The organism is Pseudomonas fluorescens (genome assembly GCF_902497745.1).
Lineage (GTDB): Bacteria > Pseudomonadota > Gammaproteobacteria > Pseudomonadales > Pseudomonadaceae > Aquipseudomonas > Aquipseudomonas fluorescens_BM.
Genome location: NZ_CABVHJ010000002.1, coordinates 19189 through 41030, shown reverse-complemented (window position 1 = coordinate 41030; position 21842 = coordinate 19189). Strand labels below are relative to the sequence as shown.

At 57.6% G+C, this 21842-nt stretch carries 14 protein-coding genes; 3 read left to right on the top strand and 11 right to left on the bottom strand.

The features are described 5' to 3' along the window. Positions 1–32: 32 nt before the first annotated feature. Complete coding sequence (locus F8N44_RS02935; RefSeq protein ID WP_150649239.1) at positions 33–848, bottom strand: helix-turn-helix domain-containing protein; 816 nt, start codon at positions 846–848, stop codon at positions 33–35. A 263-nt stretch (positions 849–1111) separates the two neighbouring features. Between F8N44_RS02935 and F8N44_RS02930 the strand changes: the two genes are divergently transcribed. Continuing rightward, complete coding sequence (locus F8N44_RS02930; RefSeq protein WP_122605514.1) at positions 1112–1384, top strand: DUF1652 domain-containing protein; 273 nt, start codon at positions 1112–1114, stop codon at positions 1382–1384. A 49-nt stretch (positions 1385–1433) separates the two neighbouring features. Here F8N44_RS02930 and F8N44_RS02925 read toward each other — a convergent pair whose 3' ends face one another. Continuing rightward, positions 1434–3908 carry a UvrD-helicase domain-containing protein gene (locus F8N44_RS02925; RefSeq protein WP_150649238.1) on the bottom strand — a complete coding sequence of 825 codons (2475 nt, stop codon included), beginning with the start codon at positions 3906–3908 and terminating at the stop codon, positions 1434–1436. A gap of 279 nt (positions 3909–4187) precedes the next feature. Between F8N44_RS02925 and F8N44_RS02920 the strand changes: the two genes are divergently transcribed. Then, the gene (locus F8N44_RS02920) at positions 4188–4883 is read left to right on the top strand and encodes a pirin family protein (protein ID WP_150649237.1); all 696 of its coding nucleotides are present in this window, start codon (positions 4188–4190) and stop codon (positions 4881–4883) included. A 70-nt stretch (positions 4884–4953) separates the two neighbouring features. Here the strand turns inward: F8N44_RS02920 and pgm are convergent, their stop codons facing one another. From pgm to F8N44_RS02900, 4 genes are all read right to left on the bottom strand, one after another. Further along, positions 4954–6600 (bottom strand): phosphoglucomutase (alpha-D-glucose-1,6-bisphosphate-dependent), encoded by a 1647-nt coding sequence (gene pgm, locus F8N44_RS02915; RefSeq protein WP_150649236.1) that lies wholly within the window; start codon positions 6598–6600, stop codon positions 4954–4956. A 105-nt stretch (positions 6601–6705) separates the two neighbouring features. Further along, positions 6706–8106 (bottom strand): PLP-dependent aminotransferase family protein, encoded by a 1401-nt coding sequence (locus F8N44_RS02910; protein ID WP_150649235.1) that lies wholly within the window; start codon positions 8104–8106, stop codon positions 6706–6708. Positions 8107–8155: 49 nt separating this feature from the next. Beyond that, on the bottom strand, positions 8156–9622 hold the full coding sequence (locus tag F8N44_RS02905; RefSeq protein ID WP_150649234.1) for a hypothetical protein: 1467 nt from the start codon (positions 9620–9622) through the stop codon (positions 8156–8158). A gap of 549 nt (positions 9623–10171) precedes the next feature. Continuing rightward, positions 10172–11194: a zinc-dependent alcohol dehydrogenase family protein gene (locus F8N44_RS02900; protein WP_150649233.1), complete on the bottom strand. Its 1023-nt coding sequence runs from the start codon at positions 11192–11194 to the stop codon at positions 10172–10174. 269 nt (positions 11195–11463) lie between these two features. On the opposite strand from F8N44_RS02900, the gene F8N44_RS02895 reads away from it, so the two are divergent. Further along, positions 11464–12378 carry a LysR family transcriptional regulator gene (locus tag F8N44_RS02895; RefSeq protein ID WP_077573006.1) on the top strand — a complete coding sequence of 305 codons (915 nt, stop codon included), beginning with the start codon at positions 11464–11466 and terminating at the stop codon, positions 12376–12378. 489 nt (positions 12379–12867) lie between these two features. On the opposite strand, the gene F8N44_RS02890 is transcribed toward F8N44_RS02895, so the two are convergent. From F8N44_RS02890 to F8N44_RS02870, 5 genes are all read right to left on the bottom strand, one after another. Continuing rightward, positions 12868–13569, bottom strand: a complete 702-nt coding sequence (locus tag F8N44_RS02890) for a hypothetical protein (RefSeq protein WP_150649232.1) — start codon at positions 13567–13569, stop codon at positions 12868–12870. Between the two features lie 187 nt (positions 13570–13756). Continuing rightward, positions 13757–16510 carry a DEAD/DEAH box helicase gene (locus F8N44_RS02885; protein WP_224794725.1) on the bottom strand — a complete coding sequence of 918 codons (2754 nt, stop codon included), beginning with the start codon at positions 16508–16510 and terminating at the stop codon, positions 13757–13759. After that, a complete protein-coding gene (locus F8N44_RS02880; protein ID WP_150649231.1) occupies positions 16473–18374 on the bottom strand; it encodes a hypothetical protein in 1902 nt (633 codons plus the stop codon). Before F8N44_RS02880 ends, F8N44_RS02885 begins: the two co-directional genes overlap by 38 nt. After that, a complete protein-coding gene (locus tag F8N44_RS02875) occupies positions 18371–19741 on the bottom strand; it encodes a hypothetical protein (RefSeq protein WP_150649230.1) in 1371 nt (456 codons plus the stop codon). Before F8N44_RS02875 ends, F8N44_RS02880 begins: the two co-directional genes overlap by 4 nt. A gap of 709 nt (positions 19742–20450) precedes the next feature. After that, positions 20451–21782 (bottom strand): hypothetical protein, encoded by a 1332-nt coding sequence (locus F8N44_RS02870; RefSeq protein WP_150649229.1) that lies wholly within the window; start codon positions 21780–21782, stop codon positions 20451–20453. Positions 21783–21842 lie beyond the last annotated feature (60 nt).

Here is a 21842-nt window from a genome sequence, read left to right as displayed (position 1 = left end):
TTCTTCGATGGCGTCGATCCTAGTGCGCGGGCTCAGGAGAAGTCTTGCGCGCGTGCCCGCAAAGAAATTTGTTTAACGTAAGCCTTCGGAGACTGGCCGGTGTGCTGACGGAAACAGCTGTAAAACGCCGACAACGAGTTGAAACCGGCAGCGAAGGCCAGCTCATCAATGCGCACCGGCGGCGCGGCGTTATCCAGTGCACGCAGCAAATGTTGCAGGCGCGCCTGATTGACGTAGCGATAGAAGCTTTGCCCGAGCACCTGATTGAGCAGGTAGGAAATCTGATTGCGGCTGTAGCCGCACTCCTTCGCCACACGCTGCAAGTCGAGTTCGGCATCGAGATACGGCTGCTGCTTTTCAAAGTACTGTTGCAGGTCTTCAGCCATGAAACTCAATTGACGCGGCGACAAGCCCAGGCGACTGACCGCCGGGCGCTGACTTGGCGGACTCTTGCCGTCGGTTTGTGTACGCACCAGTGATGCGTATTCGTTGACGCGCCAGATCAGCCCGTCCTTGACCGTGATCGCTTCGCTTGAGCGGAACGACACCAAACCGTCGCCACCGCGCAAAGTCACTTCGTATTGAATGAACGCAGTACTGCCGTCGACACGAATGCGGTCGCAATGCTCGAGCAGTTCGTCGGATTCACGCGGCATGCTGACGCGCACGTATTCGCGCAATTCGTCGAGGCCGAGCACGCGGTTCTGGAAGAAATCGTTGTACTGGATGTCCGGGTGATACAGCGCCATGACGCTGTCGAGGTCGCGGTGCTTCCAGCTCAGGTGATAGCGCATGACCGTGGCCGCCGTAGCTTTGGTCTGTTCTGGGCCGTCGTCGTCGGCGTGCATAAAGGGCTCGGCGAAAAAGAATCGAGCTTGCCGAAGTTCGGCGCGGGCTTCAATGGCTAATCCGTAGTGGCCATTTGGCGATGATTGCGTAGGCCGTGACTTACATCAAAAAATGCGAAGCAATCGCAAAATGAACTGAAAAATCTCACAGTAATTTCACATCCGAATGCTACTTTTAATGTCAGTCACCGGTTGAGCCAATGAAGGCTCTTCCCACCTAACATGAGCAAATGGAAGCGCTCGATGAAGAAGGCGGGCAACACATGAATAAAGGGTCAAGCAAAGTCACGTTCCCCAATGCATGCCAGCTGATGCGCTGGCATTTTCATCCCATGGGTTTCGAGGCAACGATGGACGCGCCGGGCAGCATGATCGCCCGACTGTTTGATCGCGCCAGTGGCGAAACCATGATCGCCATCGCGGGCATCCCGTGTGCGACGGTGATGAATGCAGCGGATGTCGAACGAATTATCGAGGCTGTGGAGGACGAGCTGGAAGCTTTCGTACCTCCGGAGTCCCTCAGGAATTACGCATAAGCTATTGATTTAAAACGAAAAGCCCACAGCGATGTGGGCTTTTTTGTGCTTATGCGGTTTGTTTGGCGATGCGATGATCAACGAAGAACGGCTTGCCCTTGGCCACCCGGTCAGACGCCCGGGGCATGTTCACCGCTTGCGCTTCCTGCGGTTCGACGTACCAATAGCAATGGCTGACCGCGCGGGTGATGCCGACATACGCCAGGCGCAGGATTTCATCTTTTTGCGCAGTGTCATACGGTTCGCTGTCGCCCGACTTGCCCAAACCTGCCATGCGATAGACCTGGTTCTTGTAGGGCGAACTGGTCAGGTGCTGACAGTCACCGAGCAGAAATACCGCGTCGGCCTGCAAACCTTTGGCGCTGTGGTAGGTCAGTTGCTTAAGCCGTCGCGCTTCGTATGGCAAGCTCGAATCAACATTAACTACAGACTGAATATGCTCTGCAATCAATGACTTATCACTGATTTTTCGATAAAGCATCAAGATTGAATGACCCTGCCGATAGTGTTCGGCGAGGCGCTGCGCCAATGCCTGATCATCGCGTTCCAGCACGTTGACCGGTTGCAGTGGCTTGACTGCGCCGCTGGCCTTGGCCTTCTTGCCGGGGATCGCCGGGGCGGCGCGAACGATGTGCTCGGCAGCGTCGATAATGTGCTGATGGCTGCGGTAGTTGTCGCTAAGCATCACCCGCGTGGTGCTCGGCGACGGGAATTCCTTGTCGAACGCCATGAAGTAGCTCGGCGAACTGCCGCGCCAACCGTAGATCGACTGCCAGTCATCACCGACGCACAACAGCGACGAGCGTTGCGCCCCCCGTCCGACATGCATCGCCGGGCCTCGACTGCGGATTTCCGTGAGGCTGGCGCGGATCCACGAAACGATCTGCGGTGAAACGTCCTGAAATTCATCGATCATCAGGTGCGACAGCGGCCTGAGCAGCTCATCGCTCAACAGCTTGAGGTTCTCCGGCGAATGCTCGCTGAACAACGCGAACATTCGATTGTAGGTCATGACCGGCGGTTTCTGATCGAGCAGATGATCTTCAAAGGCGCGCCAGAACAGACTCAACGACTCGAAGAAAAACCGGTCCGGGTCATCCTTGGCAAAGCTCATGCGACCGACCGCGTCAGGCACGTCCAGGCCAAGGTTCTCGATGAAGCCTGCTGCCGCGACAAAACAGTCGAGCAACGGCGCCGATGCCAACTCACCTTTGACCTTGTAATCGAAGCCCGGCCCGGCACTGGCATCGCCTGCCAAAGTCGCAAGAACACGCTTTGAAGCATCATAACTATCGAGCCAAATCAAAGGCTTGCGACAGAAAGCTTGAAACAGGGTGCGCTTCACCGCCCACTCTGCGCGCACGCTGAGCTTGGCGTTTGGCCGACTGACCTGCGGATTTTCCCGTGGATCGAAACCGAGTACCACCCAGGCATCCAGGCTCGGAATGTAGCCATGGCAATGAAACTTCGCGCCGTTGATATCGAAACTCTGCCGGTTCGGCTCGATGCCTTTGATCGGCCACGCTCCGGCGCGGAACCACAGATCTTCAATGGCATCGCACAGCTCTTCATCGCGCTGGGAGGCCAACTGCGTCACCGCTACGCGTTTTTGCACGTCCGGGTGATCGCGTTCCAGTTCCTTGAGCTGTAGACCGGCGCGGGACAATGGCTGAATCAGCTGACGGAAACGTTCGTCTTCGTTGAACAGGCGGTGATAACAGCCGTTGAGTTGCTGGCGCTGCGCGTCGTTGATACGCAAGTCGAACGGATTGCTGTCGACCTCCTCGTCAGCACCTTGTGGCCGATTGCTCAGGTTCTCAAACGCCTGCAAGCGTTCAAAACCCGGCAGACTGCGCACCATCGGCAGGATGCGCGAGTGGAAGGTGCGCACCAGTTCTCGCGCCTGGCGCAGGTTCAGCGCCAGACCCCAGAGTGCGAACAGTTCGATCAGTTTATTGATGAAATCCTTGCGCGACTCGCGGGTGAAGGTCACCACGGTCATCGAATCCAGCTCGAACCCCAGATAGTGGTTGAGCAACAGGATGCGCAGCACCAGCGTGGTGGACTTGCCCGCGCCAGCGCCGGCAACCACTGAAGTTGACGGTGTTTCGCTGAAAATCATCTTCCATTGCGCGGTGCTCGGCTGCGCGTGCTCGGGCAACAAACGGGCGACATCGGCCTTCATGCGTTTTTTCAGCTCGGCCGTCAGCGGCAGGCGCCAATCATCGAACAGATGGTTATCAACGCTCGGCGGGCGATGCTCAGTGTTACGACTGTCACGGATCAGCAGTACCTGACGGCCCTCTTCCAGCCCCTCAAGTTTGCCCTCGTTAAAGCCATATTCGACACCAGCGGTATGGCCGCTGCGAAAGCCATCGGCCTGACCATGCAGCCACGATGCACGGTGCTGCGCGCGCAAGCGGGTCAAACCATGGCCGAAGAAGCGTGCAGCCAGGCGTTTGAACCAAGGCATCTCGGCCAAGGGACGAAGTTCGGGAGGAAGATCGGGGGTGTGTTGCGCCACGCTGACGGGCTCCAGTGTGTGAGGCTGTTGCGGCTATGGTGTCTGTATTTGCCGCTCAGTTCTAGCGAAATGCTTACAGGTCATTGGTTTAGGCGATGAACTGAAGGTGAGATGAAACGCTTTCGAGCTGTTTTCCTATCTGAAATCTCGATCATAACGCCGCATTTTTTACGCTTTTTATCGATTATTAACTGATAGATGATGGCCGTCATAAACCACCGGTGTCGCGTCGGGTGTCAACCATTCACACCCTATGACGAGCCTTTTGAGGAGACGATCATGCTTGAACTCAGACCTTTCAGCTCGCTGGGCGGCGCCCATCACGGCTGGCTGGATGCCCATCACCACTTTTCGTTCGCCGAGTACTACGACCCGCAGCGCATGAGCTGGGGCAACCTGCGGGTGTGGAACGATGATGTGATTGCTGCCGGCACTGGTTTCCCACAGCATCCGCATCGCGACATGGAAATCATCACCTATGTCCGTGAAGGCGCGATTACTCACCAGGACAACCTGGGCAACAAGGGCCGCACCGAGGCTGGCGACGTCCAGGTGATGAGCGCTGGCACCGGCATCGCGCACAGCGAATACAACCTGGAAGCGAAAGACACCAAGATTTTCCAGATCTGGATTCTGCCGACAGAAACCGGCGCACCGCCATCTTGGGGTGCCAAACCATTCCCGAAAGGTGAGCGCGAAGGCTTTGTCACCTTGGCCAGTGGCAAGGATGGTGATGACCAGAGCCTGCGGATTCGCGCTGATGCGCGATTGGTCGCGGCCAATCTCAAGGCGGGTGAAACGGCGGAATATCATCTGGATGAAGGCCGTCGTGCGTATCTGGTACCGAGCACCGGCGTGATTGAAGTCAATGGCTTGCGCGCACAGGCTCGAGACGGTGTCGCGGTGGCACAGGAGCGCGTGCTGACCGTCACGGCCATTGAGGACAGCGAGATTGTGCTGGTGGATCTGGCTTGATTGCTTGAATGGCGGGCAAAAAAAAGGGGCAACCATTATGGTTGCCCCTTTTTTCATACGCTTGCGAACATCACTTGCTGGAGATGGCGCCATCCACCAAGGTCTGCGCTTCGACAACCAATTGTTTCAGATGGTCATCACCGATGAAGCTTTCGGCGTAGATCTTGTAGATGTCTTCGGTGCCCGACGGACGCGCGGCGAACCAGCCGTTTTCAGTCATCACTTTCAGACCGCCAATGGCCTGATCGTTACCCGGTGCATGACTGAGAATGCTCTGGATTTTCTCGCCGGCCAGTTCGGTCGAGGTGACCTGATCAGGTGACAGCTTGCTCAGCAGTGCTTTCTGCTCCGGATTGGCCTTGGCATCGACGCGCACCGAGAACGGCTCGCCCAGCTCATCGGTCAACGCTTTGTAAGCCTGGCTCGGATCGCGACCGGTGCGCGCGGTCATTTCGGCGGCGAGCAATGCCGGGATCAGACCATCCTTGTCAGTGCTCCACACGCCACCGTCCTTGCGCAGAAACGATGCGCCGGCGCTTTCTTCGCCGCCGAACCCCAACGAGCCATCGAACAGGCCATCGGCGAACCATTTGAAACCGACCGGGACTTCGTACAGACGACGACCCAGACGCTTGGCAACACGATCGATCAGACCGCTGCTGACCACGGTTTTACCCACGCCAGCGTCCGCGCGCCATTGCGGGCGGTTCTGGAACAGGTAATCGATCGACACCGCGAGATAGTTGTTCGGCGCGAGCAAACCACCGGACGGCGTCACGATACCGTGGCGGTCGTGATCGGGGTCGCAGGCGAAAGCGACGTCGAAGCGTTCTTTGAGGCCGATAAGGCCTTGCATGGCATGGCTGGACGACGGGTCCATGCGAATCTGGCCATCCCAGTCGACGGTCATGAAACGGAACGTCGCATCGACTTCCTTGTTGACCACTTGCAGATCGAGGCGGTAATGCTCGGCAATCGCCGACCAGTAGCGCACCCCTGCTCCGCCCAGCGGATCAACGCCCAGACGCAGCTTGGCATCACGAATGGCGTCGAAGTCGATCACGTTGATCAGGTCGGCGACGTAGGTGTTCACATAGTCGTGACGATGGGTCGTGCTGGCCTTGAGCGCCTGCTCGTAGCTGATGCGTTTCACTCCGGCCAGTTTGTTGGCCAACAGTTCATTGGCCTTGGCTTCGATCCACTTGGTGATGTGGGTGTCGGCCGGGCCGCCATTGGTTGGGTTGTACTTGTAACCACCGCTTTGTGGCGGGTTGTGCGACGGCGTGATGACGATGCCGTCCGCCAGGCCCGAGGTGCGGCCACGGTTGTAGCAGAGAATGGCGTGGGAAATGGCCGGTGTCGGCGTGTATTCATCACCTTCGGCGATCATCACGGTGACACCGTTGGCGGCCAGCACTTCCAGCGCGCTGGCACCGGCCGGGGTCGACAGTGCGTGCGTGTCGATGCCGACAAACAGCGGCCCGGTGATCCCCTGGGCTTCGCGGTACAGGCAGATCGCCTGGCTGATGGCCAGAACGTGCCACTCGTTGAAACTCAAGTCGAACGAGCTGCCCCGATGTCCGGATGTACCGAACGCCACACGCTGAGTGGAAATCGAGGCGTCGGGCTGTCCGGTGTAATAAGCCGTTACCAGTCGCGGGATATCGACCAACAATTCTGCCGGTGCCGGTTTGCCCGCAAAAGGACTGAGTGTCATGCAAAACCTCTGAAATAGAGTGGTTCAGGAATGGAGCGCAGTTTACTGGCAGTTTGACCGCAGTGCGATGGGATCTATCCGGAACTCTCCCGATGTTTTTTAACGTTAGTCAGCGGGTGCCAGCCGCAATGCGTCACCGATCAGCCCGACCACACTGGCCAGGTCATGATCGGCATGAGTCAGCGGACTTAAACGCAGATGGTGTGCATGCAGACCTTGCAGGCTGAACAGCTCGCCTGGCGCAATAACGATCTGCTGCCTGAGCAGGCGCTGAAACACATACCCCATGTTCACCGGTCGCAGTGAACGCACCCAGACGGTTGCGCCGCCCTGCGGTTCGACAATCTGCAACGCATCACCCAGGCGCTCGCGCAACAGGTCGATCAGTTGCGTGCGCCGCTCCTTGAGCATCCGCCGCAATATGGCCAGATGCTGATCCAGCCGACCACCGCCAAGCAGCCTGGCGATAGCCTTCTGGCGGATGGGCGACAAGCGGAACGCGCGCAACAGGAAATGCCTTTGCAATTCGTTGCGCCAATGACGCGACAGCAAAAAACCGAAAGGCGCTTCGGCACCGATGAATTTCTCGAACGTAGAGAACACCAGCAAACGATCAGGGTCCAGGCAGTCGCGCAATCGCTGGGCGACACCGCCTTCATGAAGTTCGCTGTAACAATCGTTTTCCAGCACCCATGTGCCATGATGCCCGAGCAGATGCGCGATTGCCTGCTGGTTGCTCAGTGGGCGCAAGCTGCCCCGGGGCATGCTCAACGCCGCTGACAAAAGAATCAAACGCACCGGTTCACTTTGGAGCAACGACTCCAGCCGCTGCGAATCGATCACGCCACCGGCGAGCAGGGGCAGCTCGATCACGCGCACTTCAGCGGCCTCCAGCAGACGCAGGATCACCCAGTCACAAGGCGATTCAACGATCACGGTGGCCCGCCGCAACTCGAGCACCGAAATCAGTATTTCCAGGACACCGCGCAGGTCGGCGCCGATATAGACGTCATCCGCGCGCCAGTAATTGGCGGTGGACGAGGTGTAGCGCGCGGCCAGCACCGTGCGCAGCTCCAGCTCTCCGCAAGGTTGCACCAGCGCTTGCGGCTGACGAGGATACTGGCGCAGCAGTTCACGCTCCAGCATCAGCAATGGACTGTCCAGTGGTTGCAGCGAGGCCGGTTCATCACTGCTCAACACACACATGCCGGGTCGTCTGGCGTTGACGTAAACGGTTTCCAGCAAATCACTGCCGCTGTCGGGCGAATCCATCACGTGCAGCGGCTGCGCGTAGTAACCGGACTTGGCAATCGAATAGACCCGCCCTTCCTTCTCCAGCAGCGAATAAGCGTACTGGACGGTCGAGATCGACACATTGAGCCGATCAGCCAATTGTCGCAGCGAAGGCAAGCGCACCGGTGAACTACTCCCCGCCTCGTCTATCAGTAACTTCAGATAGCGATAAACCGCCTGGTAAACGAAGTCATTCTCTCTCGATGTTTTCACGAGCCCGCGACCATGGACACAGGCTCACCTCCGGACAGGCAGCGCACAATCAACCTTCCGCCGATCGATCGGCGGGAGGCTCAGCCAGCGTGTCGTGCTCATTTTCGTTCTGCGCTGCACCCTCGCTGGATTCAGGCATGCGCACAGGCCCCATTGCATACAGACGCACAACCATCCTGACGGGCAGCCCGCTGACATCCGTCATCCATTTCAGTACCTGCTCCGGAGCATGCAGCCCTTGCATTGCCCGATGCAGATCCGGCAACGCCACCAGCATCCCCGGATGACAATTGCGCAGGAACCGCTCAAGCCCGGCACCGGCGTTGATAAAAGGCGCAAACAAAAGGCACGTCAGCTGGATTTCATTCAGCTCGAAATTGGCCTGCAGGGCGTTTGCCGCCTGCGACCGCAGATGCTCAGGCGCCTGCAGATCGCCGAAGCTCGCCAGCAATTGTTCGCAAACAGGCTCAGGAACCTGTTTTTGCCGCATTGTTATCAGCAGACTGGTCAGGTAATCACTGACGCCGGCCTCATAGGCCCGCCCCTCGATGAATTGCGCCTGCAAACCTCGCAAATGCGCGGCCACCACTGGCTCCACGTGTTCATCGTCTCCTTGATAGAGCGTCACGTCGTCAGCCTGAAAACCCAGAAAATCACTCAACAAAGGCCAGCGTTCTTCGAGTTTGCCGACAATCATGTCGTTGATATTGATAAAACTGGTGCGCCGACAGGCCTCGAAATGGCCTTCCGGGCGCCAGGTTACCCGCTCCTCTTCGGAGTAAAACTCGCGGTAATAATCGCCGCCCAGCCCGTCGAGCAGCGGGAACAGCATTTCAAAACCGGCGGTGCTCATCTGCGGCGCGGCAATCGCGGCTTTGTGCGTGGCGCGCTCCAGGCCGTCGAGGAAGTGCCGCTGACGACGTGCGGACTCACTGCCGATCATCGCGTCAACGCCATTGTTCCAGCGCGCAACCTGACCGTAGAACTCGGCGGTGGCCAGATAAGCGTCATCCCACAATTCAAGCGGTTCATTCCAGGCTCGACGATGTCCGATCAACAGCAGATTGATACGATTGGTCTCGCGACCTGCTTCGCCAATGGGAGCCTGATGATCAAATGGCAAAACCTCGCGGTGATCCACCATCACCAGCTCTACCCGAGGGTCGTCATACAGAAACAGTGCACTGTAGCTGCGGTGCATGTTTTGCAGGGACGTCTCACTGTTGCCGTTCCAGCGCAAGGTCGCCACCCGCAGCTGAAAGGTCGCAGGCGAACGGCCAGCAATGCTCAATTGCGCGGCCCGCAGCAACGCCAGGGTGTAACAACTGTCGCGCGACCCGGACTGGTTCACCAGCACCTTGAAATGACCGATGTTCTCCATGCCGCCCGCCGCGACTGCCAGTCGCTGGATCAGCAACTGCAGCGCCGTGCGCTCCGCGCGGGAAAAGAAACTCAGCAAACGTTGCAACACTTGCTGGTAGACATAGTTCATTGCCTGATCATGGATCGTGCTCATCGGTATTTACCCAGTATCGAAAGTTTCCTGCCGCACGCACTGAAACATCAGTCAGGCGACAATTCATCAATAAGTAATAGACGTTCGAATGCTAACACTTACAAGTTTGAAGTTATTTGAAACACTTGAGCTGACAAAACCCCTTCAGCCGCTGAATGACAGCCTCAACCCCTTGTAATTACTGGGATATTTTTTTCTTGACGCAGTCCTAGGAAACTTCCCACAAGGTCCCACGACAAGTGAGTACAAGAAAAAGAGAAGCGGTTTCCGAATAGGCCTACAACAATTAAACAGAAATAGGCACAACCAACAGATTTAGCCGATTTATATCGCACAGGGCAAATTGAATGCACAGACATGGCTCATTCCTTGAGATGAAAGTAATCATTCAATTATCAGGGCTTACATTGTGATTAGAAGATACAGATCGCGAGCAAAAACCAGTTCAGTTGCTGAACGGTCATGGGGCATTATCACAGTGCGCTGTTTTTTCAGGGGGGAAGCTAAACGCAGAAGAGTCCGTGGGGCCACGGACTCTGATGACAGGGCTTACGCCGGTTCGACTTGCAGGGCTACCCGCTCGCGGCACGGGCATTCGTCCATGTAGCGATGCGCTTCGACGAACTCGTTGAACGGAAATACACGCGTCTTCAGCGGCAGCAACACACGGTCAGCGGTCAACTGGTTGATGTCACGCAAGGCACGCTGCAAAGCGACGTGATCCTGGGTGATGCCCAATTCCGGCTTGCCGGTGAAGTTGCCAATACAGTGCACGAAGAACTGGATGTTCTTCTGGAACGCTGCGCAAGCCGGGAACGGCGTCTGGTTGCCGCCCTGCAAACCGTACAGCACCAGGCTGCCACGCGGTGCCAGCACGTCGCCAAGCAGCGACATCTGCGGGCCGCCGAGTCCGTCAAAGACCACGTCGACGCCACGGTTGTCGGTGATCTTGTTGATTCGCATCAACAGATCTTCCTCTTCGGTAACGATGACCTTTTCTGCGCCGAGGGACAGCAGGTATTCGCGCTCCTCTGCTTCTTTGGTCGCGGCGATCACACGTACGCCCATCGCCTTGCCCAACTGGACAAACGAAGGACCGGCGCAATGACTGGCGTCAGTGACCAGTGCAAACTGCCCCGGCTTGACCCGCGCCAGATCGGCGTAGGCAAAGTAGGCAATCAGCAACGGCGTGTAATGCACGCTGGCTTCGATCGGGCTAAGCACATCGGGATAACGGGTCAGCGCGGTACGCGGCAGCACGATCGACTCGCCGTAGACCGGGTAGTCGTTCGCACTCTCGGCCGGAAAGCTGGCAACCTTGTCACCCACTGCCAGATCATCGACACCGTCGCCGACAGCAGTGATCACACCGGCCATTTCATGGCCAAGGCCCGACGGCAGACGCGCCTGCGATGAGGCCAGGTTCTGACGCCAGAGAGTGTCGTACCAGCTGATGCCGATCGCCTCGACGCGCACCTGCACTTCGCCAGGACCTGGCTGAGCGGCCGCATGCTCTTCGCATTTGAGCACCTCGGCCGGACCAAACTTGTGAAAACGGATCGTGCGGGACATCGCAAACCTCGTCAAAGTAACCTCTAATGCCATGAACTCTATCTGGGCTTTTGACCCAAGACTATCAGTGGCTATTAATAGTCGACATGCCTGTCATTGATTCCGCAGCAGGGGCGGCATTGGCAAAATCCATGAAAAACTGCTGCCACCGTCTCAGTAAAGCTGAATTTTCCGGTGCAGAGTACCAGCCTTTCCCCGTAAGATTCATGCCGGCCATTGTTCTCATATGGCCGCTCTCGTCAAGCTTGATGACTCTGCCAGGACTCCAGATGAATCGTAATGACCTGCGTCGTGTCGACCTGAACCTGTTGATCGTATTCGAAACATTGATGCACGAACGCAGTGTGACCCGGGCGGCAGAAAAGCTCTTTCTCGGTCAGCCAGCGATCAGTGCGGCGCTCTCGCGCCTGCGCAGCCTGTTCGATGACCCGCTATTCGTACGCACCGGGCGCAGCATGGAACCGTCCGCCCGCGCAGTGGAAATCTTCGCCCTGCTCTCGCCGGCCCTCGATTCGATTTCGACCGCCGTCAGCCGCGCGGCCGAATTCGACCCGGCCACCAGCACTTCGGTATTTCGGATCGGTTTGTCCGACGACGTCGAATTCGCCCTGCTGCCAATGCTGCTCAAACGCCTGCGCGCTGAGTCGCCGGGCATCGTGCTGGTGATCCGTCGCGTCAACTACATATTGATGCCGGGCCTGTTGGCCTCCGGCGAGATCTCCATTGGCGTCAGCTACACCACGGACCTGCCGGCCAACGCCAAGCGCAAAGTCCTGCGTCGCAGCGCACCAAAACTGCTGCGCGCCGATACCGTACCGGGGCCGTTGAGTCTGGATGACTACTGTGCACGTCCACATGCGCTGGTGTCGTTTGCTGGCGACCTCAGTGGTTTTATTGATGAAGAGCTGGAGAAACTCGGGCGCAAACGGCATGTGGTGCTGGCCGTGCCGCAGTTCAATGGCTTGAGTACGTTGCTGGCGGGCACTGACATCGTGGCGACCGTGCCGGATTACACGGCTGATGCGCTGACGGCGGCTGGAGGGGTTCGGGCGGAAGATCCGCCCTTGCCGACGCGTACGTTTGAGCTGCATATGGCCTGGCGGGGGTCGCAGGATAATGATCCGGGTGAGCGGTGGTTGCGGTCGCGGATTCAGATGTTTTTTGGCGATCCTGAGAGTCTTTAGGCGTCGTCTGGCAGGCTGTTCGGCTGATCATTTCTGCCTTTCCACAAACCATGGAGCTCCATTCTCTTCCAATGGATTGCTACATTGGGGGCACATCTTGGGATGGTTTGAAAAGGATGCCCCCAGCCTGAGGCTCAACAATCTTCTTCTCGAAAAATCACCTGCGACAGTTCCCTACCGCCGTTGAATGCTATCAGATCACCTCAGTTCAAAGACTGACAGCGAAGCGTACGGTCGCTTGAAGTACATCCTGTGGAATTTGACCCAAAACGGCTTAACCAGGATGTCCGAGAAAGCTCCTGCGAATCGCTCATGCAGATGTGCTTCGAGAGCATGCTCGATCGCAAGCACAGGTGTCATGCCGGGCGCAGAGAGGTCTAGTGCAATTGATTCAACCACCGCGGGCAGGCAAAGTAGCCAGGGTTGCCTGTGACTGCAGGCTTGCAGGGGTTGGCTGTTCCCACAAGGGCTGTGGTCACTCACCACTTTTCACAGGCTATACAACGCACGCTCGATATCGACAGCACGCCAAGCGCGCAACTCGCCGTTACGCTCCTTCCAGTAAGCGCTTTCGCCCAGTTGGTTCTGCTTTTCTGCCTCGATGCAAAGTGCCTGGCAATAGGCTTGGTAGCGTGCAACGTTTTCTTTTACATCGCTCACATATCCTCCGCGCAATTTGAATCCGAAGTTCGGATGTTTTTCTGCGATGACAGAATCAATGACCCCACAAGTATCGGGGGCAAGGAAAGCGGCGACTTTGGATGCAAACGCAAAGCCCAATTGTGGCAAAGCACAAAGTAGCTTCACTGCTTCACCATACTGATGGTCGTCGAGAAGGCGCTTGGCATCTCTGATCAAGGCAACAGCCTTGCCACGACCAAAGTGATTGATACCGGGTCTCTGACAGACTTTTTCATTGCGCACGAAGCTGGACCCTACCAACGCCAACTGTACCCTAGATAACGCACGATTGGCGGTCGTGCGCCCAGCAGCACCTGCGTAATGCCCCCAGTAAAGGGTACTCAGATACCCAAGCAACACCTCGTCATCCACAGCCGAGCACATCAACCCGGCGTGATGCGCTTCGAGTTTCGAAGACGTATTGAACGCCACCTCACGATGCAACGCTAACGTGCCACAGAGGCCGACCATTGGATATGCATAGGCGTCTCGCTTCTGTTTGAAACTCACTGACTCGACCTTGATTTCAAAATGACACTATGCCACGAACGAATTCGAAATGATCAAGGTGGCCTGGTAGATTCCAACAGAAAACCAAACCTGACCCGATGTTCAGCAAGACCCTGTGGTCGCGGGCAAGCCAGCCCCCCCAGAAGTCGCCAGTCAGGGCCTGGGGCAGCATTTACTTTGCAGAATCTCACACACTCGGATCATAGGCCTCCAATGGAACTGACCCAGTTCCGAAACGCGCAGGAAACGGGTCCGTCGAATTCATCCCCTTCACTGGCTTTCGCAGGTATCGCTCCCAGTCATCCGCGACATGGCGCAGGTCGATTTCATCATTGAACGACGTATGTCGACAGGCATCCATGCGCGCCTCAACCGCATGTTTGAGAAGTACAAATGAAGCCAATTGCTCCTGATCGAACGACCGGGCGAGATAGGGATAGTGGATCGCGAGCTCAGCCTCGCCCTTTTCTTGCAATTGCCGGTTCACCCGACCGAACAGCCTGTCCACACGCCCTACACGCTGCTCGTTATCACCGGGTGTCCAGGCAATTCCGTAATGGTGCACCTTGCTGCATTGAAGGTGCAGGTTCACCCCCTCCTGGAAGACCGAAGTTGCCACCAGCACGTTGGGGTAAAACGGGCTGTTGAAACCGAGAATCAACCGTCTGCGATCGCCGGAATGACTACTGGCGTACCACGCAGGGCTTTGTAGGCTGGTCAGGATGCGCCAGTCCTTCTTCCAGTCAGATAGCCCGTGGGCGGTGATCTTTCCACAGATCTGCTCGAAGGAATCCAGCGCTGCAATGAAGTACTGCCGAAGCAGCGAATCGTGCAGGCGTGGTCTCAGCGACTTGATGAATTCCAGGTAACGACTTTGAACATCGCCCCCCTTATCCTTACGACGAAACTCGGTGAACCAACTGTAGAGTTCAATGATGACCGGGCTGGCAAACAGGAAACCGACCTTCACATAATTGCCAAAATTCTCGGCGATAGCTCGGCCCTGCGGCCCAAGGCCCAGCCACGTTTCCAGCCGCTGGCGTGTAGTTTCGGGCAATCCTTCATACATCAAGCCCCACAAAGTCGGCATCGTTTTTTCGTACTGTTCACCCGCTCCCCGCGTGCGCTCCTCGTGAAGAGCAAGACGAGCCCGCAGCGCTGCGCCCCCGTAATCGTCCCGATCCCGCTCGCCCACGCGCTTGCGGTCATATCCGGTATATCCGCCGCAGCGGTAGTCACTTGCAGGCTCCAGCAACAACGAAAACAGGCTCTCCGGCTTTCGCAAGCGCAAGCTGAAATTCGAGCAGTCCGTGGTCCGGTCTTTGCTCTGTTTCTTGACCACGAACAAGTCAGCAATGTGCGAGGCCAGCTTTTCATCGCCACCCAAGCCATCACGGACCTCAGTCAGATCTTCATCTTGAAGAAAATCATGGTAGCCCGATTCTTCAGCCACCTGCTGGGAGACATATCGAATGAAGAAGGCTCGCGACCAATTCTCCTTCCGCCACCCCTCCACCAACTTCTTCGGATCTCCCGGGTGCCAGGCCTGGACGATACGCCGCGCCAACATCAGGTCACTGGCTGCGTTCATGCGCTGGGTTATCTCCCGCACCGAAGCAATCCGCCTCACAAATACCAGGTGCTTGTGCTCATGCAACGGCATACGAGTGTCGAAGACATCCTCAGGCTGGCACTCGACCATCAGCGTGTCGTACTTGGGATGATCGGGATGGCTCTTGAAATACTCACGGTGCAATTGAGTGAGCTGAGTCAAAATCCCGGTATCCGGGGCACCGGAAAATGCCTGTGCAGAGTGTTCCTGTTCCAGTGATGCGGTCGCGCTGGCTGCGGTACCCGGCTGCGTGCCAACGGATTCGAACCCTTCGAGGTAGCCGTACAGGAATCTGCGGCCGCTACCCCTCTGGCCTAGTTGCTGCACCAGCTTCTTCTGGTACAACGCAAAAAACATCTCGGCCTCAGGATTGTCCAGAAAACTGGCCGGCAGCGTCTTTTCATGGCGGTAGTTGTATTTGTTGCGGTAACCCTCAGCGCCCTGCATAAGGCGCAAACGGCGCAATGCATACTTGGCGAGCAACTCATCCGGAGCAGGTTGTGGCCCGTCAGCAGACGGGTCGATGAAATACCCGAGAATGGAGGCTATATCCCGGAGCGAAGAATGGCTAGGCGTGGCGGTAAGCAACAAGACTTTCTGCCCGAGCCGGCCGCCTACTTCCCCGAAGAACTTCCGTGCGGCCTTGGCGCGTTGAGAGCTGCCATCGGCGTTACGGAAATAATGAGCTTCATCCACCACGACCAGGTCAAAGCCCTTGTTCCCCAACGATGACTTGAGCGCACGGTGAATCCTGCCAGCCTCTTCTTGGGCTTTGACGGACACATCACCCGATTGCTTATCCTCCCGCTCAACCAAGTTGCTGAGCGAATGGATAGTGGTGAAGTAAAACTGCCCGCTACCCTGCGCCACTGCATCACTCAGATCATTGAGCCGCTTGTGAATCTGCGCCTCGTGCAGCGGGCTTTTTTCAGGCCCGTCGCAGGTGAGGTGCGTACCGCCCTTGTAGTGGTCGCGCAGGAACGCGGCATACTCACGCGCCCACTGGTGGCATATGTCTTCCCGGGGTGCCATGACCAGCACCTTGGCGTCGGGCTTCAGCTTCCACAGCAACGCGATGACGCCCAATGCCTGGAACGTCTTGCCCATGCCGACCTCGTCGGCCAGCAATGCCACATTGTGCATGGACAACTTGTTCCACAAGCCAGCAACACCCTCGATTTGCCGGGTGGGCATGGAGATGTCGTTAGGCGAGTATTGCCACGCCTCATTGCCAGCGTCGAAGTTGATCCAGTTCGCGACCTGTTCCGGCTTCAACCCACCCCAACCAGTGTCACGCATAACCACATTCCTTCTGAACACGGCGAACATAAGCCAGCTTCCTTTGCAGTTCCTTCGGCAAGCGTGGCGTCGGCACCTGTAGTGTCGACCACAACTCGTCTCCCGCCGTACGGTGGCCGGCCTTGCGGTACAGCCCGGCTGCCAGTTGGTGAAGAGAATTGACCTCCTGGGCGAGGAACCAGTTGAACACGCTGGGCGGGCTGCCGTTAATCTGCTGTCGTGCCTTGGCCGCCAGTTCCTGGAGACAGCCCGGATGACCGAATACCCACAACTCGAGCTGGACCGTATCGGAAGCTGCACGCAAACGCTCGCGATACTGTTCGACTGCGTGGAACAACCGGAAGTAAGACAACGCGTCCTGTTCGATAACGGTTGAGGGCGCTGTCAGGTCCTCATCCGGCCCGGCACCATTGCGCAGGCAAGAGCGCAACACCGTGTTGGTGTCGCTGTTCGGATCGACTCCGGCCAACAGACTGTCGAGCAGGTCCTTCAGTGACTCGAAACTTTGTGCGCGTCGGAAAGACTGACCGCTCTCAACAATGATGCCCCTGAACACCGCAGGGGTGTTCTTGCGCAGAAGAATGCCGTAGCTATGGTCGGCGAGCATGGCTTCGTTATCGGGTGTCACCTGCTTGATCGGTATCAGCAACCACATACCCTCATGGCGCCGTGTGCGCCACTGCAGCGGAATCGGTTCGCTCACACCCGGTAACTTCAGCCAATAACCATCACGGGGTTTGCCTACCCACCAGTTGCCTGATACTGAAAAACAGGCACGCTTCCAGTCATAGAGCACCTGCAGGTCGAAAGGCAGCTCTTCCGGCACATTCAGACGATCGTCGGACAACAACTGCTCGCTGGCAAAATCGGCTTCGGTGACGTCAATGCGCGCTCCCAGCATGTCTGCATCACGCTTGAAGTTCAGCACGATACCGGCTTCGATATTGCGCTGCTCGAAACTGCTGGTACCGGCATGGGTGAAATTCCATGAGCCGATTGCCAGGCAGCTCCCCTGGGGGGCGCGACACAGCCAGGCCTTGGCATGGGTGATTTCGGTGAGCAGATCAGGCGGAGACGGGTTTTTGTGGAACGCCAGCGTTTCCGTCTCTATGCAGGCCGCCAACGCCTCACTCCAAGGCGTCCGGAAGTACCGCCCCTCTAAGCGGTCCGCGACCAGAGCCACCTTCAAATCAGGATTACCTGATTGCTCCTGGAGCCGCTCTAGCAAGTTGGGCACGTCGGCCGCCAGGTAGGGGGACCAAATCTGCAGTGAGGTGATGCGGTCCTGTGCCATGAGATGCTCAAGGAAGGTGCGATTGTCGAAACTGTGCACAAATTGCCAATCAGGCCCTTCGGCCAGGCGAGGCCGGGTGCGCCAGCGGAGCTCCAGTTCCAGAGGCTCGGCCAAGGCATCGAAGAACTTCTGAATCTGCCTATATTGGTCGTTACTGCAGACGCGCTGGAAGGTGAACACCTCCTGATTGCGTCCCCAGCCGCCGACAGTCAGGTTCGCGCTGCCTGCCCCCAACACCATCTCCCCATTCTTGCTCTCCAGAAAGATGAGCTTGGGGTGAAACAACGTCTGATCGGTAAAACCATGGTAAGAATTCAGAGCGCGAGCAGACACACAATGAACGTTTATGGCCGTGCGCTTGTACTGGTCGGCGCCCAGCATCCGCTTGTCGCAGAACACCCGGAAGTCAATATCTTTCTCCACTAGGTGTGCCTGAAAGCCTTCGAAGTCCATGCGGTTGCGCGGCGGGTCCATGTTCAGCACTGCCGGAAGCAGGTGGGATTCGACAAAACCGAGGTTGAGGTTGAACGTGGTCAGCCAGACCCGTTTGAGCTCGCCCATTTCCTTCAGTTGCTGCTTGAAGGCTCCGATCAGCTTCATGCGGCCACCCCATGCAAGCCCGCAAGAAAGTGCCGAAACTGGGGAATGTAGTACTGGTGCACCCAGCCACCCAACGGACGCTCGGCAAGGGTCGGCTCACTGCGGGGCCGCACATGGATCTTCAGCTGCTTGCTATCGGCCCGGGTCACCCACGGCGACTGGCCGCGGTTTTCCATGATAAACGCGTGATAGCTCAACAATGCGTCCATCTGTGCGTCGGCGTCGCCTTGGCCTGCCACGTTCAACAAACCCTGGAGGCGTGCTTGCCCAGTAGTGGAAAGCACCGTCGTCATGGAGCTGTCGGCTTTGATGGCAGCCGCACAGGCGGCCAGGGTCGAGGCATTACGCCCCAGGGCTTTCCAGCGCTGCCAGACCGTTTTGACGGGCTGGGATTTCTCGGCCAGCATCAGGTGGAACAACAGATCCAGCTCGCTGAGGAGCGGTTCCAGCAAGCGCACGTGCACGAGTTTTCGCTGTGCGTCTTTCGGCAGCGGCTGCTTCATCGCCTCCTCAAAGACATTCGCAACCGCCCCGTCGCCGTGCTTGGGCGAAGACAACACGTTATACAAGGCTCCCGGGGCACCCCGATCCAGGTCCGTGGTGGACAACCAGAAACCGCATGTTCTGGCACCTACCGCCGCCGATGACGGAAAGGCCTCGACCAGAGCCTCGGGAAGCGTTGCCGGTATGTCCTGGAAGTTTATCTTCGGCTGGCTGCGACTGTTTGCCAGCAGGTCTTGCAGGTGAGGACGCAGGAGGTTGTAGAGGCGGGAAAGCGTCGGGGTGATCCTGATCAACGCGTCTGCGTCTTTCCACAGTACCGTCGCCGTGGGCAGGTTGTAGCGATAGTGACGGTCGAAGAAGCCCATTTCTACCAACGGCGTCTTGTAGCGGCCGCTTACGCCTAGCAGGGTTTGCCGAGCCAGTACCTGCGCTTCCGGGACATGGCTGAAGGTGAGCGAAGGGTTCCCTGTACTGTCGAACCACCCTCTTCGCGCCTTGCTGATCCCCAGCACGCCGGTGCTTTCCAGACCCGCGGTATTTTCATGGGCGATGACGCTGTAGACGTAGAGATTTTCCAGGTACACCAAACAGGCATGTTTGAACCTGAGATCGTGTTTGCCATCGTAGACCCTCTTCAATCCGCTGCCTAGCGCAATTGAGTCGTCCTCGACTAGGCTCTTGATCAAGAAGTGATTGAACAGGTTCAGGGTGAAATTACGGATATCGTTGGAAATGGAGCTGATTCGGTTCTGGAAAATCTGCTGGCCGAATCCAGACCAGATCACCTGCAACCCCAAGGGATCGATATTCAGTTCATTACCGAGGCTTTCGTCGTACTCGGTCAGAAAAGCATTTAGCAACACACCCGGACACCTCTAAAACGGACAATTCCTTTGTATCCGCCCTTGAAGCTGGCTGGATCCAACCCGACCCGAAAAATTGCATTTCGCCACTATCACTGTCAAGGGCGGCGCCGTCGTCGCTGGAACGGCAAGTTCAAGCCAGCCATCGACGAATGTTTATCAATGATCCGCGCTTCAGCTGCTGGATCCATAGGACTAAGTCCATCTCTCCTCCTATTCGAAGTACTCGGGGTAGTTACCACACAGTCAGGGTGGATATAGCTACCGCTGAGACAAGCGGCCCCCTTAAGACACGGCCTCGCCCTGCTTCTGACTATCCCGCCATGGAGCTACTCTGACGTCCAGAGTGCACCACCACGACAGCTGTCAGGAATCGCCATTCACGATCGCTAGCACAGCCGGTGCAAGTGGAGCACAGCTTGGGGCACAACTCTTTTTTATCTGCCTGAAATAACCGTCTTAGAGCCCAGTCAAAATGTTTTTCGGCTACCCTGAGAGTCTTTAGCTTTCGTCGGGCAGGCTGTTCAGGCGATCATTTATGCCTTTTCATAGACCATGGAGATCTACCCACCTCCAGAGGATTCCCACACTCGGGGCATATCTGAAGGCATGCTTTGGATGATTTGAGAAGGATGCCCCTACCAGAAATGCTGGTGGTGATGGAATGATACTGCTTCGCGGATACATCTCAGGGAAGCACCTAACCCCCTCACCTGCTCTCCAGCACCTGCTTGCCCACCCCATAAGCCGTCCCGCTGATCCCCAGAAAAATCAACCAGGTCGGATCGAACACCGGATAGCTCAACTGCTGCTGTACATGGAAGATTCCCACCACCAGCAGCAGGATATTCACCACCACCGCCTGGTAGCGATGCAGTTGCTTGCGCTCGTCGAAGCCGGTTAGAAGGTCGTACCAGAACCCACGACTTGGCACGTAGCTGCGGCCGCTCGGGGCATTGCGGTCAGTGATCCAGGACAGGCCCGCCGTGCCGATACTGATGCCGAGCAGGACCAGCAGCGATCCATCTATCCGACGCAGGTCCCCATACAACAGCCACAGGAACAGCCCGGTGGCAACGGCGAAAGTGAACCACAGTGCCATCTGAGTGCGGCTAAGGCTGAAGGACGCGCGCACGGGTTTCCAGTCGGGCTTGCGCAGCGCCAGGCCAAAGCATGTGGCATCGACGTCCGCCGCCTCGACCGGCTCCCCAGCAAGTGCCTTGCTGGCCAGGTCGTCGTAGCGCAGGACATCGGTTCCGTCGTAGCCGGGGTATTCCTTGAGGTACTGGTTCCGGGTCGTATCGTCCCGAAACTGCGCCAGCCTGGTCCGGAGCTTGCGTGCTTCCTTCCACCACGGTGGGATCGTCGAGTCCGGCTCGTCACGCAGGGTGTCCGTCGCCCTTCCGACATATACGATGGCGGCGATGGCCAGCACGACCAGCAAAAGCGCAAGCGCCAGCCTGGCTCCGGTGGTGATGCTCACTGATGTGGCCTGGCCACGTGATGGAATCATCGCCAGCGCGGCATCGTTGCTGGACTGCCATCCGAGTGCCGCATACAGGTCCGTCGGGGCAAACAGGGCCCCGTCGGCATACAGCATGGACCACAGGCGTTGGGTTTCCGGCCCCTGGCGGATCCGGAACCTGAGCTGGACATATTGATCCACCGTTTCTGAGGCGATCAGCACGGCATCGTCGGGCAAGGGCACGCCATTGAGATACAGCACGAATGCCCCGTTCAAGGCTTCCTGCGACGTCTGCAAGGCAGTGAACGCCGCCTTGTCCACGGCAATGACCAAGTCGCCGGTGCCGACCAACGGACGAGCGTCGCTACCCAGGGTGGCACAAGCCGGTTCGCGGTTGCTCTCGCCTGTCTTGAGTGTCGCGTTCTTTTTGTCGGCCAATCTGCTTTCAAAAAGCCCTGAATCTCTTACCACTATGCATTTTGTCGCCAGTTGCGGCGTTTCCGTGGCCGCCGCGCCGGCGGCAAACAGATTCAGCGCCAGCAGTGCGCCCGTGAGTCCCCACAGCTTTTTCATCATCGCAATCGCCCTCCTCTTTCGATGAGCCGCAGGCAATGCGCCCGCGACCTGCATGTCCCT